Below are 12,619 nucleotides of genomic sequence, written 5' to 3'. Positions count from 1 at the left end.
ATGCATGGGGTGGGCCAGCATGTGGCAACTCCACCAATTCCCCTTGTGTCCCTTCAGCCGGAAGCTCCGCTTGCTCATGGGCGAGAAGTCGGTCGCCTACGAACTGGTGCGCGAAAATCCCTGGGAGGCAAGCGACGCTTTCTGGCAGCTCAATCCTGCAGGTCGTACCCCGGTGCTCCATGATGCTGCGCGCCGGGTCACCCTGTGTGACAGCCAGGCTATCTGCGAATTCCTGGAAGAGACTGTCGAACGCAATCCGATGATTTCGGGCAGCGCAACCCAGCGCGCCGAAATCCGGCGTCTGGTCGCTCTGTTCGACGAGAATTTCTATGCCGACGTGAGCGGGCCAGCCCTCAATGAGAAGATGAAGAAGCGGATTGTCCTGCGGCAGCCGCCAGATGGGCAGGTGCTGCGCCAGATGGGGCGGATGCTGCATGGCCATCTCGACTATATCGATTGGCTGGTCGACACGCGGCAATGGCTCGCAGGCCCCCAGCTGAGCCTCGCCGACCTGACCTGTGCAGCGCATCTCTCGGTCGTCGATTACCTCGGCGCGGTCGACTGGCGCGGACATGAGCAGGCGCAAGGATGGTACATGGTCATGAAAAGCCGCCCCAGCTTCCGCCCGCTGCTGAGCGAGAAGATGGACGGCCTGCCCCCGCCACGGGAATATGCCTCGCTGGATTTGTAGGTCATGAGCGAAACAGGTCGCGAGATTGTCGGGATGTTGGCTGACGAGCGCGGTCTGTCGGCCGAGAAGATTAGTCCATCCTCACGGCTACTTCACGACCTAGGAATGGACGGTGACGATGCGGTCGAATTCTTTCAATCTCTCCAGGAGCGATACGGGACTGATCTAACGAACCTATATCAGCATTGGGGTGACTATTTTGGGCCGGAAGGATTTTCCTGTTGGAACGGCTTGATCATATTGCCTGCCGCCGTAGCAGGCGGCGTAGTTGCGGGGTTGCTCGATCTCGGAGCAATGGTTGGCTTCCTGATTGCCGTCGTTCTCTTGGTGGCTTGGTATTGGGCTATACACCGGGTCACCCCCGACCCTCTTCAACCTATCACTGTTGCCGAAGTGGTTTCTGCCGCTGAAGCTGGCGCATGGCCGGACAAGTAATATTGCAAGACTTAGGCTGAATTCTACCTCTGACAAACCGGGCAGAACCACGTGCTGCGACCACCCTGTACGATGCGGCGGATGGTGCCGCCGTCCTCATGGTGGCAGGGCTCCCCTTCGCGACCGTAGACGTGGAAGCGGGTGGCGAAATAGCCGAGGTTGCCGTCGGGCTGGGCAAAATCGCGCAAGGTAGAACCGCCGTCGCTGATGGAGCGCTCCAGCACATCCTTGATCGCAGGCACGAGGCGGCGGAGTTGCGGCAGGGTCACCTTGCCCCCAGCCTTTCGCGGGTGGATGCCCGCATGCCACAGCGCCTCGCAGACGTAGATATTGCCAAGGCCTGCCACGATGCTCTGATCTAGCAGCAGCAGCTTGATCGCCTGTTTGCGCCCGCGTGTCGCCTCGCGCAGATGTTCGGGGGTGAGATCGTCGCCCAATGGTTCCGGTCCCAGAGCGGTGAAGGGTTTCCACGTAACCAGTTCGCTACTGGTCATCAGGTCGACCGAACCGAAGCGGCGCGGGTCGTTGAGGGCGAAACGGTGGCCTGCGGTTTCGATCACGAGATGGTCGTGTTTCTCGTCAACCTCCGGGTCGATCCGCCAGCGCCCGCTCATGCCGAGGTGAAAGATCATGGCATGGTCGCGGCTGGTATGGATCAGCCCGTATTTCGCCCGGCGCGACAGGTGCGTCACGCTTGCGCCGGTCAGCGCCTGCACCAGATCGGGCGGGAAGGGGCGGCGCATATCGGGGCGGTTGACCGTGACGCGCGTGATCGTCTCCCCCTCGAGGAACCGGGCAAGTCCGCGCACCGTTGTTTCGACTTCGGGAAGCTCTGGCATGAAAACCCCTCTAACACCCTTTGCGCCCCGCTCAATTCCCCCTAAGGCTCGCCTCCATGAACGACACCGTTTCCTTCGGCTACGAAGACATCGACGCATCCGAAAAGACCGGCCGCGTGGGCGAGGTCTTTTCCAGCGTTGCCGCCAAATACGACGTGATGAACGACGCCATGAGCGCCGGAATGCACCGGCTCTGGAAAGACCGCTTCGTCAAGCGCGTGAAGCCGCAGCCGGGCGAACAGATCCTCGACATGGCGGGCGGCACGGGCGATATTGCCTTCCGTATGGCGGACAAGGGTGCGAGCGTCACCGTGTCCGACATCAACCAGGAAATGCTCGACGTCGGCATCGAACGCGCGATGGAGCGCGGCATCGATGGACTCGTGTGGTCTCGCCAGAATGCCGAGGAACTGGCGTTTTCCAGCCGCACATTCGACGCCTACACCATCGTGTTCGGCATCCGCAACGTGACCTTCATCGACAAGGCCCTCCGCGAGGCGCACCGCGTTCTGAAGTTCGGCGGACGGTTCTACTGCATGGAATTCAGCCAGACCGACTGGCCCGGCTTCAAGGAAGTCTACGACCTCTATTCGCACAAGGTCATGCCGCAGATCGGCAAGGCGATTGCTGGTGACGAGGACAGCTATCGCTACCTGGCCGAGTCGATCCGCCGGTTCCCCAAGCCACCCGAGTTCAAGGCCATGATCCGCGATGCGGGCTTCGAGAACACACGTGTCGAGAAAATACTCGGCGGCGCGGTGAACATCCACTCGGGGTGGAAAGTCTAGCGGTGGCACGGCCCGCAACGCATATCTGGCGGCTCTTGAAATGGGGCCGCACGCTTGCGCGGCATGGCGCGCTGCGCGGGATCGAGCGTGATCCGAATACGCCGCCGCCGGTCAAGCGGCTGGCGCGGATCGCTCGCTTCGGAACGGTGCAGCCGAAAGAGCCCGACTATGCCGGGGCCTTCAAGGATATCGGTCCGGCAGCCATCAAGCTCGGACAGACATTGGCGACCCGTCCCGACCTTGTCGGAGAGGAAGCGGCACGCAACCTCCTGAGCCTGCAGGACAACCTGCCCCCGGTCGATTTCTCGGAGATCAAGGCGAGTATCGAGGCCAGCTTCGAACAGCCTCTGGAGGCGCTATGGTCGGAATTCGATCCGGTGCCGATCGGCGCTGCCTCGATCGCGCAGGTGCACCGCGCGGTGACGACCGAGGGCCGCGAAGTCGCGGTCAAGGTGCTGCGCCCCGGCGTGCGCGAACGCTTTGCGCGCGATATCGACACCTATGAATGGGCTGCCGCGCATCTCGAAAGCTTCGGCGGAGAGGGCGCGCGCCTCCGCCCGCGCCTGACCATCGCCAATTTCAAACGCTGGACCAATCGGGAGCTCGATCTTCGGCGCGAGGCGGCGAGCGCTTCCGAACTGGCCGAGCACATGGTCGCAACCGAGAAATACGAGATCCCAGATATCGACTGGGACCGGACCAATGGCCGGGTCATGACCATCGACTGGATCGACGGGATCAAGATCAGCGACACCGAAGCGCTGATCGCCGCAGGCCACGACATGGACGATCTGGCCAGCCGTTTGGTCCTTGCCTTTCTCAAACAGGCTATCGCGGCCGGATTCTTCCACGCCGACATGCATCAGGGCAACTTGTTCGTTAAGCCCGACGGGACAATCGCGGCGATCGATTTCGGCATCATGGGGAGGATCGACCGGCGCGCGCGCATGTGGCTGGCCGAAATCCTCTATGGTCTGACCACAGGCAATTACCGCCGCGTTGCCGAGATCCATTTCGAGGCACAATATGTGCCCAGCTACCATAATGTCGACGAGTTCGCGACGGCGCTCAGGGCTGTGGGCGAGCCGATGCGCGGCAAGCCGGTAAGCGAGTTGAGCGTCGGCCAGATGCTCGACGGGCTGTTCGCAATCACGCGCGATTTCGACATGCAGACCCAGCCTCATCTTCTGCTGCTGCAGAAGACCATGGTAATGGTCGAAGGCATCGCCACCCAGCTCAATCCCAAGATCAACATGTGGGACGTGTCCGCCCCCTATGTCCGCAGCTGGATTCGCGACGAACTCGGCCCCGAAGCCGCCATCGCGGACCGGATCCGCGAAGATACCGCAACGCTGCTACGTATTCCCGAACTCGTCCGCCGGATCGAGGATCGCTTCCCTACCCGGGGCGGGGCGCCCGAACCGCCGCCGCTGCCCGAAATCCCGATCGAATTCGGACCGGGAGCCCCCAAGCGCAAGAAACGCGGCTGGGTCGGCTATGTTGCGGCGGCAGCCTTGGGCGGCATCGCGTCCTGGGCCGCTGTCACACAGGGTCTGCTGGGCTGATCCCGCCGAAGGGAAAGACCTGGATCGCGAGAGCGATCACGATGACGTGAAGCGCTTCGACAGTCATGGGCTGCCACCAGCCGTCGTAATCGCCGACCACCACGAGGTTCACCAGTCGCCCGGTAAAAGCGATGGCGAAGAGCGCAAGCGCGGGCCACAATACGTCTCCGCGCCGCTTCCATGCGCCGATACCCATGCTGATCGCCGCAACCCAGAAGAAGGCGGTGAAATCCCCGCGCATGGCCGACAGACCCATCGGCGTGGGCGAATGCAGCCCGAAATCGGAACCAGCTTTGGCGGGATCGATGAAGAAGCTGATGCCGAGGATCAGGTCGAGCAGCGCACCGAGCGCAAGCAGACCGGCGAGAATGAAATGCATGGTGAAATTCCCCCGTTACGGATTTCTAAACCATAGGCTGGCAAGGATGAGCTTGAATAGTGTGCTTATGCGCGCTGGAAATGACGGACAGGGGGCGCTAGCAAGCGCATCGATGACGCAATGGGAATTCACCAGCCGATCCGCGCGAGCCAGTCAGCGCACCATGAAGACAGCGGGCATGGGCGCGTGAGCGGCCCCAGGATACTGCTCGTCATCGGAGGCGGCATCGCCGCCTACAAGAGCTGCGAACTCGTGCGCCTGATCAAGAAGGCGGGGGGCGATGTCACTTGCGTCCTGACCGAAGGTGGCCAGCAATTCGTTACACCCATGGCGCTTGCCGCGCTGAGCGAGAACAAGGTCTATACCTCGCTCTTCGACCTCAAGGACGAGGTGGAGATGGGGCATATCCAGCTTTCGCGGCAGGCCGACCTCGTCGTCGTATGCCCGGCCACGGCGGACCTCCTTGCAAAGATGGCTGCGGGCATCGCCGACGATCTCGCCACCACTCTGATCCTCGCCACCGACAAGCCAGTCGTGACCGTGCCCGCGATGAACGTGCGCATGTGGGAGCATTCTGCGACCCAGCGTAATGCCGAATGGCTCCGTCAGGCGGGCGTTACCGTGATGGATCCGGACGAAGGCGCGATGGCGTGTGGGGAATTCGGTCCCGGACGCCTGCCGGAACCGGCGGCGATCCTGCAGAAGATCGCCGAACAGCTCGATCTGGATATCGACCTGCCCGAACTTGCTCCGCCGGCCCCGCAACTCTCGCCGCTTTCCGTCGATCCAGAGAGCGACGAGCACGGCGAACCGGCAGAAGCTGACGAACACGAATACGACGAAGAGAAGTCCTCCTATAGCGGTTCGGGACTCGGCAGCCTGCTCAATGCGATCATCCCGCGCAGCACCGCAAAGCGCAGTGAGAAGGAGGTCGAACAGGATTTCGACGAGGACGAATTCGAGGAAGTCGATTTCGACGCCGACGCGTTCGAGGAGCCAGAATTCAATCCGGATCTCGGCGGGCCGCTGCTTGCCAAGAAGGGCGGGGCTGCCTCTGCTCCTCCGACGGACAAGGAAGCAATCAACCACACCGTCGCCCGGCTGGACGCGCGCGCCATGCCGCAGCCGATTCCAGGCGATGCCCAGGTATTGGACGCATCGGAAGCATTGGCCGCGAATCCGCTCTATGGTCAGGCGATTTTCGACGAAGATCCCGAACATCGCCCGCTCTACGGCAAGCACGTACTGGTTACTGCCGGTCCGACCCGCGAGCCGATCGATCCGGTGCGGTACATCGCCAACCGTTCGAGCGGGAAGCAGGGCTTTGCCATCGCTGCCATGGCTGCAGCGGCTGGAGCACGAGTAACGCTTATTTCCGGTCCCGTGCATCTTCCCACCCCGGTGGGTGTCGATCGCATCGATGTAGAGACAGCCGAAGACATGGCAGAAGAAGTGCGCAATGCGCTTCCTGCCGATGCAGCCTTCATGGTCGCCGCCGTGGCCGACTGGAAGAGCCGCCATGTCGCAGGCGAAAAAATGAAAAAGCGCGGCAGCGCACCGCCTGCGCTTATCCTCGCCGAGAATCCGGACATTCTTGCCGCCGTCGCAGCGGGGCGCAAACGACCGCATCTCCTGATCGGCTTCGCTGCCGAAACCGAAAACGTCGTCGAGAACGCGAAGTCCAAACGCAAGCGCAAGGGTGCCGACTGGATCGTGGCCAACAATGTCGCTGGTGTTGAAGGCGAAAGCGTGATGGGCGGCGATTTGAACCAGGTTCACATCGTCACCTCGGGCGGCGTGGAAAGCCTCGCCGAAATGCCCAAGGAAGACGTCGCTCGCGAACTGGTCCGCCGCGCGGCCGAAGCACTCGTTGCACCGGAGGAAGACCCGCGTGACTGACCCGGTGCCGGTCCGCATCAAGCGGCTGCCGCATGGCCACGGGCTCGACTTGCCCGCCTACGCGACCAGCGGTGCCGCCGGCATGGACGTGCTGTCAGCAGAGAGCGTGACGCTCAGACCCGGCCAACGTCATGCCGTGGCGACAGGTCTGGCAATGGCGATCCCGCAAGGCTTCGAAATTCAGGTCCGGGCTCGTTCGGGCCTCGCGCTTAAGCACGGCATTTCCGTGCCCAACACCCCGGGCACGATCGACAGCGACTATCGCGGGGAATTGAAGATCATTCTTATCAACCACGGTTCCGACGAGTTCACGATTGCGCGCGGCGACCGGGTGGCACAGCTGGTGATCGCCCCGGTCGTTCAGGCTTCGTGGGACGAAGTCGAAGAGCTCGATGATACCGCCCGCGGTGAAGGTGGCTTCGGATCAACCGGCGGCCACGCGCAACTGGTCTAGCACCGCATCATTTCCTTGCGCGCTGGTTCGCCGCATGAAAACACGCGGCAGACGAGCCCCAGATCAAGGCGAAAAAAGTCAGTACACCCCATTCAAGGGAGTGTCCGGGCATGGTCCATAACCCTGCTGCGATACCCACCGCGAACTGACCAGCGGAAAGTGCCGCCATGATCCAGCGCATGCTCGAGGGGCGGAACCACACGATAAGGCTGGCGAATATCGCTACGCCAACCAATGCAATGAAAACGAGGTTGGTCGGTTCGTCTTCGCTTCCCAGCATCCCCACTGCGCCATTGATCCAGACTGTCAGGAAGCCGCCCAGTGCTGCGATCCCTATCCCCGACCGATGCGGGGCGTTGCGCCCAACCCTCAAGGCGATCTCGCCCCCGATTCCCAGCACCGCAAGAATTATTCCTGCAAATAGGAAATCGGATGCCGTCCAGTCGACTTCCGGAGTGAACCGCATGGCGATCGCCGGGAGGATCAGGAGTGCAGCAAGCGCGCCCCATCCGGCGATGCGCCAACCATTGAGTGCCTTAACAACGTCGGACATAATCTTTCTCCCTGTGGACAGGGCGACAACTAACCGCCGCCCCGGGTGAGCGGCATGAGCAATTCGTGAGCAATTGCTGAAACCCTTCCTCACGAGGCAATCATAGCCTAACCGGTCGGTTATGGGAGACATCACCGGAAGCCTTCGCTTCGGCGAATTCGTTCTCGACTTCGACAATCGGCAATTGCTTTGCGAGGGCCAGAAGGTCGAGCTCGGAAGCCGCTATTTCGATGCCCTGGCGTTACTTGCGACAAACCCGCGCAGTCTCGTAACGAAAGAGCGGTTCATGGACGATGTCTGGAAAGGCATCCCGGTAACCGACGAAGCACTCACCCAGTGCATTCGCACGTTGCGGCGCGCGCTGGGCGACGGAGCATCTGCACCGCGTTACATCGAAACGGTGCCCAAGCACGGCTATCGTTTCGTGGCCGAAATCACGGGAGCTGAAGACGCGCGTCCAATGGCGAACCAACAGTCGCCAGCCGCGCGAGTGGCGGGGGCAACTACATTGGGCGCATTGGCGGCCGGTCTCTTGGGCGGATTGTTTTACGGGATCGCCGGAACCACGGGCGGGGTGGCGGGGATAGCGACGCTCATCCTGCTTTCCGCCACTCTTGCAGTGCTTGGCGGGGCGGCAATCGGCGCCGGGATGGCGCTTGCCACGCTCTGGCGCGGTGAGAGGGGTTGGTCGGTCGTTCTTGGCGGAGCCGCCGGCGGTATCGTGGTTGGTGGGCTGGGGTCGGCGCTGGCAGCATACGGTATGCAATCGCTGACCGGTGTGTTTCCGGGCCGGGTTACGGGAATGTTCGAGGGAATGGCGTTGGGAACCGCTGCCGGTGCCAGTCTGCAGATCATGCTGGGTGCGAACAGGTCACGAACTGTGACGATCTTGTTGGCTGCGATTGTCGGCGCATCGGTCACCGCCCTGACGGCGCTGTCCGGCGGGTCGTTTCTGGGAGCAACGCTTGCCCAACTCGAAGCGCAGTTCCCGGCTTCGCACTTACAAATGGCGGGCGTGGGAGCCCTCTTCGGAGACGAAGGCTTTCGAGAGATCACCCACCTGGTGACCGCGATGATTGAGGGCGCAGCGTTCACGTCTGCCATCGTCTACGCGAATCTGGTGTGGCGAATGCGCAGCAGATAGAGAAAAGGCGGCCCAATCCGTGGCCGCCTTTTCTTTTCAGTTCCCGCCTAAAAGCGAGATCAATTTAACGTCAGTCGAGCCGGCGAACGGTATTTTCGTCTTCCGGCTTGACCGAGATGCGCACCGTTTCGCCCGAATTGCCGGGGAAGTCGGTGAACATGGCCTCGACCAGATTGGGGACGAGGTACTGGAGACGGTTCGAGGTCGACAGCGCCTGTGCCTTGCCTTCGAACAGGCGCTCGCCCGTGGCAGCACGGTCGATCTTCATGTCGATACCGCTGGTATAGACCGTGTAGCTCGTCACGTCGGGACCGCCGAACCAGGGATCGTAAAAGCCATAACCCCAAGGGCTACCGGCATAACCGGCACGGATCAGTCGACCATCCCGGGTGCGGTAGTAGCGCGGGCGATAGAATGGAGACCGGTAGCCGCGCCAAGGCGAATAGAACGGATCATGGAACCCGGTGCTGCGCACGCGTTCACGTCCATTGTCGACACCGTAGTCGAAGCGAACAAGCAACGTTGCGTCGTCGGGAGAGGCAGCCTCAGCATAGCCGAGACGCGCCATCTCAGCTTCGACGAAGTCAGCGTATTGAGAAAACTCAAGGCCGCCAGCCAGTTCGGGGTCATCGGCCACTACCGCAAAGCTTTCACCCTGTGGAGCGGGAAGCTGCGTTTGGAAGCGCGACACATCAGCCTGGAAAGGCGTGGCGCAGGCGGCAAGGCCTGCAAGGATCATGGGAACGGAGGCCAGCTTGAGTTTGCGCCCCCAACCCTTCGAACGGGTGGTCATAGCTTGGGTCCTTTCGTATCGCGCGGCAGCGTCGCCGGGTGCGAAGCCCTTGATACACGATAGTTTCATAACTTTCGCCGCGTGCCAATTCCCCATGGCATTCTTCCAGCGAATGATCAGTGTCTTACGCCCTTTGCCATGAACAGCCTTTGAATGCGCGGTTTCACAAAAGATGCACTGCTTGCGAGGCTTGTCGGAAGGACCGGGAAGCGGCTAAGGGACCACGCGATTATAAACATTCAGGCGGCAAACGAGACCCATGGCAGGCCATTCCAAGTTCAAGAATATCATGCACCGCAAGGGCGCGCAGGACAAGAAGCGCTCGAACCTGTTTTCGAAGCTGAGCCGCGAGATTACGGTGGCTGCGAAAATGGGCATGCCCGATCCGGACATGAACCCGCGACTACGCCTGGCGGTCAATGCGGCCAAGGCGCAGTCGATGCCGAAGGACAACATCCAGCGCGCGATCGACAAGGCCTCTGCCAGTGACGGCGAGAACTACGAAGAAGTGCGTTACGAGGGCTATGGCCCCGGCGGCAGTGCGATCATTGTCGAAGCGCTGACCGACAACCGCAACCGGACGGCCACGGCCGTGCGCACGGCCTTCAGCAAGAACGGCGGCAATCTCGGCACCGAAGGCAGCGTCCAGCACGGCTTCGAACGGCTCGGCCTGATCGAATATCCGGCCAGTGCGGGCGGCGAGGACAAGGTCCTCGAAGCCGCCATGGAAGCCGGCGCGGAGGACATCGAAAGCTCGGAAGACGGCCACACCATCTGGACTGCCGCGGACGATCTCCACCAGGTTGCCGGCGATCTCGAAAAGTCGCTGGGCGCGGCGGAGAACGTCAAGCTGGCATGGAAGCCGAATATTACCGTCGACATGGACGAAAAGAATGCTTCCACGCTGATCAAGCTGATCGACGCGCTGGAAGACGATGACGACGTCCAGACCGTCTGGGGCAATTACGAGATTTCGGACGAGGTGATGGACAAGGTCGGGGCCTGAGAGGTTTCGCGGTGAGGGCGCGCGAATGGGCAATCGCCCTCGTGCTCGGCGCGGCATTCCTGCTTGCTTTGGCGTGGCGCCTTGGCTGGCGGATCGGGCTGTAGGAGACGCGCGAAGCGATGATTATCCTCGGCCTCGATCCTTCGCTCAGCTGCACTGGCTGGGGCGTGATCCGCGCCGAAGGTTCGCGCATCACGCATCTCGCCAACGGTCAGGTGCCCACCGGGCCGAACCAGCCGATGGCAGAGCGTCTGGCCTTGCTGCAGGCGGGAGTGGCGAGTGTCATTGCCGAATACACGCCCGACCGCGCCGCTGCCGAAGAGGTCTTCGTAAATAAGAACCCGCAATCGACCCTGAAGCTGGCCCAGGCTCGCGGCGCAGTGCTGGCCGCCTGCGGTGCTGCTGGCCTGCAGGTCAATGAACATGCAGCGCGGCTGGTCAAGAAGGCCGTGGTCGGCACAGGCGGCGCGGACAAACATCAGGTGCAGGCCATGCTCAAGGTATTGCTGCCCGGAGCGGCGATCGCGGGAGCCGACGCTGCCGACGCGCTTGCGGTAGCTATCGCCGATGCGCACCTGAGCCCGAGGTACTAGATACAGGCAACTTGGGCGGTAACCGGTAGCTACCGGGTTTAACGACCGGCAAGCTGTAGCTTACACGCTTGCCATCTCTATCGGCTCATTCCGGCGGGACACCCGCATAATCTGTGCCATAGACGGCGATCCGGAAGTCGCGGTGCAGTGCGTTGTCGAACGGAATTTTCTGCGTCGCGAAGACGACCGCCATATCCTGCCCCGGGTCCACCCAGAACAGCATGGATGGCAATCCGTCCCAAAAGAATTCGCCGACCGTCCCCCTGTTTTCGTCCGCCGACATGGGCGGCGCAGTGCGCACGAAGAAATCCAAGCCGAAGCCCCCGGTTCCCTTGCCCGTCAGCCACGAACGATCTCCAGGGGAGATGCGCGGATCAAGTGTGTCGGTGGACATCAGGCGTATCGTCGCCGGTTCAAGAATGCGTGCGCCGTCCAGCGCGCCCTCGTTCAGCAGCATGCGGGCGAAGCGCATGTAATCGTCAACCGTGGTCACGATGCCCGAGCCGCCCATCGTCATCGGCTTTCCGGCAAAATTCGCTTCGAGCCAGTCCTCACGTGGCATGGGTTCAAGCCCGCCGTCTTCGCCGGCTAAATATATGCGGGCCAACCGTCCGAGATCGCTGCTTTCGCGCTTCCATCCGCTATCGGCCATGCCCAATGGCTCGAATAGGTTGGCGGCAACGTATTCGTCGAAGGTCATTCCCGACAATACTTCGACGAGCCGCGCCTGCACATCGACGCTGGCGGAATAGATCCATCGGGTACCCGGATCGGCACGAAGCGGCACCATTGCCATCTTCTCGGAAAACTCGGCGAGCGTATTGTCGGCCGAGAGCGGATCAACTGTCGCCCAGACCCTGTCAGCGGGCTCGCCCGAATCGCCGTAGGAAAACCCCGCCGTATGGCGCAGCACATCGCGGACGGTCGGCGGCCGTGAGGGATCGCGCAGTACCGGCTTGCCATCGCTGCCGATACCGGTTGCAACCTGCAGGCCCTTATATTCGGGAAGATGCCAATAGAGCGGATCGTCCAGCCCAAACCTGCCCTGCTCCCAGAGCTGCATCAGTGCCACGCCGGTTACCGGCTTGGTCATGGAGAAAATCTGCAAGAGGGTGTCGCGAGCGAAAGGACGGTTGTCTTCGCGCGATGCCAATCCTGCGGACTCGAAGCAGGCCTCGCGTCCATCTTTCCAGACCAGGGTCGATGCTCCGACCGTTCGGCCTTCCATGACGGTATTTTCGAGGAATTTGTCGATCGCTGGGCAATCCGGTGCGAACGCCTGACTTTCGACTGAAGCCGGAACCGTTGCACAGGCCGCCAGCCCGACCGCGCCCGCCAATGCCAATCCTTGTCTCAACATATGCTCCCCCCTTCTTCCCACCAACCACACGATTGTCATCAATCTGCGCAGGGCGATACGCCGATGACGCGCTAGACGCGCTTTCGCCGCTCGCCATAGACTGTGTCGCCGTAGCGGTAA

At 61.9% G+C, this 12,619-nt stretch carries 14 protein-coding genes; 9 read left to right on the top strand and 5 right to left on the bottom strand.

Annotation, left to right across the window (positions count from 1 at the left end; genetic code table 11):
• The first annotated feature begins 19 nt into the window (after positions 1–19).
• Both GRI69_RS11105 and GRI69_RS11100 read left to right on the top strand, forming a co-directional pair.
• Positions 20–691, top strand: coding sequence for a glutathione S-transferase family protein (locus GRI69_RS11105; RefSeq protein WP_160728347.1), 672 nt, complete (start codon positions 20–22; stop codon positions 689–691).
• A gap of 3 nt (positions 692–694) precedes the next feature.
• Positions 695–1,126 (top strand): acyl carrier protein, encoded by a 432-nt coding sequence (locus tag GRI69_RS11100; protein WP_160728346.1) that lies wholly within the window; start codon positions 695–697, stop codon positions 1,124–1,126.
• A gap of 23 nt (positions 1,127–1,149) precedes the next feature.
• Here GRI69_RS11100 and mutM read toward each other — a convergent pair whose 3' ends face one another.
• On the bottom strand, positions 1,150–1,965 hold the full coding sequence (mutM, locus tag GRI69_RS11095; protein ID WP_160728345.1) for a bifunctional DNA-formamidopyrimidine glycosylase/DNA-(apurinic or apyrimidinic site) lyase: 816 nt from the start codon (positions 1,963–1,965) through the stop codon (positions 1,150–1,152).
• A gap of 56 nt (positions 1,966–2,021) precedes the next feature.
• Between mutM and GRI69_RS11090 the strand changes: the two genes are divergently transcribed.
• On the top strand, positions 2,022–2,753 hold the full coding sequence (locus tag GRI69_RS11090) for a class I SAM-dependent methyltransferase (protein WP_160728344.1): 732 nt from the start codon (positions 2,022–2,024) through the stop codon (positions 2,751–2,753).
• A gap of 2 nt (positions 2,754–2,755) precedes the next feature.
• Positions 2,756–4,318, top strand: coding sequence for a 2-polyprenylphenol 6-hydroxylase (gene ubiB / locus GRI69_RS11085; RefSeq protein WP_160728343.1), 1,563 nt, complete (start codon positions 2,756–2,758; stop codon positions 4,316–4,318).
• Here ubiB and GRI69_RS11080 read toward each other — a convergent pair.
• A complete protein-coding gene (locus GRI69_RS11080) occupies positions 4,296–4,697 on the bottom strand; it encodes a hypothetical protein (protein WP_160728342.1) in 402 nt (133 codons plus the stop codon). The genes ubiB and GRI69_RS11080 overlap by 23 nt on opposite strands.
• A gap of 120 nt (positions 4,698–4,817) precedes the next feature.
• Here GRI69_RS11080 and GRI69_RS11075 point away from each other — a divergent pair, with 120 nt between their 5' ends.
• Together GRI69_RS11075 and dut are read left to right on the top strand one after the other, a co-directional pair.
• Positions 4,818–6,596: a bifunctional phosphopantothenoylcysteine decarboxylase/phosphopantothenate synthase gene (locus GRI69_RS11075; RefSeq protein WP_160728341.1), complete on the top strand. Its 1,779-nt coding sequence runs from the start codon at positions 4,818–4,820 to the stop codon at positions 6,594–6,596.
• A complete protein-coding gene (gene dut / locus GRI69_RS11070) occupies positions 6,589–7,050 on the top strand; it encodes a dUTP diphosphatase (protein WP_160728340.1) in 462 nt (153 codons plus the stop codon). The genes GRI69_RS11075 and dut overlap by 8 nt, the downstream gene beginning before the upstream one ends.
• A 7-nt stretch (positions 7,051–7,057) precedes the next feature.
• Here dut and GRI69_RS11065 read toward each other — a convergent pair whose 3' ends face one another.
• Positions 7,058–7,603 (bottom strand): hypothetical protein, encoded by a 546-nt coding sequence (locus GRI69_RS11065; protein WP_160728339.1) that lies wholly within the window; start codon positions 7,601–7,603, stop codon positions 7,058–7,060.
• A 121-nt stretch (positions 7,604–7,724) separates the two neighbouring features.
• On the opposite strand from GRI69_RS11065, the gene GRI69_RS11060 reads away from it, so the two are divergent.
• Positions 7,725–8,747 (top strand): winged helix-turn-helix domain-containing protein, encoded by a 1,023-nt coding sequence (locus GRI69_RS11060; RefSeq protein WP_160728338.1) that lies wholly within the window; start codon positions 7,725–7,727, stop codon positions 8,745–8,747.
• A 70-nt stretch (positions 8,748–8,817) separates the two neighbouring features.
• Here GRI69_RS11060 and GRI69_RS11055 read toward each other — a convergent pair whose 3' ends face one another.
• Complete coding sequence (locus GRI69_RS11055) at positions 8,818–9,540, bottom strand: DUF4136 domain-containing protein (protein WP_237453062.1); 723 nt, start codon at positions 9,538–9,540, stop codon at positions 8,818–8,820.
• A gap of 259 nt (positions 9,541–9,799) precedes the next feature.
• Here GRI69_RS11055 and GRI69_RS11050 point away from each other — a divergent pair, with 259 nt between their 5' ends.
• Positions 9,800–10,546, top strand: a complete 747-nt coding sequence (locus GRI69_RS11050) for a YebC/PmpR family DNA-binding transcriptional regulator (RefSeq protein ID WP_160728337.1) — start codon at positions 9,800–9,802, stop codon at positions 10,544–10,546.
• Positions 10,547–10,665: 119 nt separating this feature from the next.
• Positions 10,666–11,139 (top strand): crossover junction endodeoxyribonuclease RuvC, encoded by a 474-nt coding sequence (gene ruvC / locus GRI69_RS11045; protein WP_160728336.1) that lies wholly within the window; start codon positions 10,666–10,668, stop codon positions 11,137–11,139.
• An 85-nt stretch (positions 11,140–11,224) separates the two neighbouring features.
• Here ruvC and GRI69_RS11040 read toward each other — a convergent pair whose 3' ends face one another.
• Entirely contained in the window at positions 11,225–12,499 is a 1,275-nt protein-coding gene (locus GRI69_RS11040; protein WP_160728335.1) for a serine hydrolase domain-containing protein, read from the bottom strand.
• Positions 12,500–12,619 lie beyond the last annotated feature (120 nt).

It is taken from the genome of Qipengyuania vulgaris (assembly GCF_009827325.1).
Classification (GTDB): Bacteria; Pseudomonadota; Alphaproteobacteria; order Sphingomonadales; family Sphingomonadaceae; genus Qipengyuania; species Qipengyuania vulgaris.
The sequence above is the reverse complement of the archived record's forward strand: the minus strand, read 5'-3'. Positions and strand labels throughout refer to the sequence as shown.

Coding starts and splice junctions, on each gene's coding strand:
- GRI69_RS11105 (WP_160728347.1), top strand. CDS start 20: ATGTGGCAACTCCACCAATTCCCCTTGTGTCCCTTCAGCCGGAAGCTC.
- GRI69_RS11100 (WP_160728346.1), top strand. CDS start 695: ATGAGCGAAACAGGTCGCGAGATTGTCGGGATGTTGGCTGACGAGCGC.
- mutM (WP_160728345.1), bottom strand. CDS start 1,965: ATGCCAGAGCTTCCCGAAGTCGAAACAACGGTGCGCGGACTTGCCCGG.
- GRI69_RS11090 (WP_160728344.1), top strand. CDS start 2,022: ATGAACGACACCGTTTCCTTCGGCTACGAAGACATCGACGCATCCGAA.
- GRI69_RS11080 (WP_160728342.1), bottom strand. CDS start 4,697: ATGCATTTCATTCTCGCCGGTCTGCTTGCGCTCGGTGCGCTGCTCGAC.
- GRI69_RS11075 (WP_160728341.1), top strand. CDS start 4,818: ATGGGAATTCACCAGCCGATCCGCGCGAGCCAGTCAGCGCACCATGAA.
- GRI69_RS11065 (WP_160728339.1), bottom strand. CDS start 7,603: ATGTCCGACGTTGTTAAGGCACTCAATGGTTGGCGCATCGCCGGATGG.
- GRI69_RS11060 (WP_160728338.1), top strand. CDS start 7,725: ATGGGAGACATCACCGGAAGCCTTCGCTTCGGCGAATTCGTTCTCGAC.
- GRI69_RS11055 (WP_237453062.1), bottom strand. CDS start 9,540: ATGACCACCCGTTCGAAGGGTTGGGGGCGCAAACTCAAGCTGGCCTCC.
- GRI69_RS11050 (WP_160728337.1), top strand. CDS start 9,800: ATGGCAGGCCATTCCAAGTTCAAGAATATCATGCACCGCAAGGGCGCG.
- ruvC (WP_160728336.1), top strand. CDS start 10,666: ATGATTATCCTCGGCCTCGATCCTTCGCTCAGCTGCACTGGCTGGGGC.
- GRI69_RS11040 (WP_160728335.1), bottom strand. CDS start 12,499: ATGTTGAGACAAGGATTGGCATTGGCGGGCGCGGTCGGGCTGGCGGCC.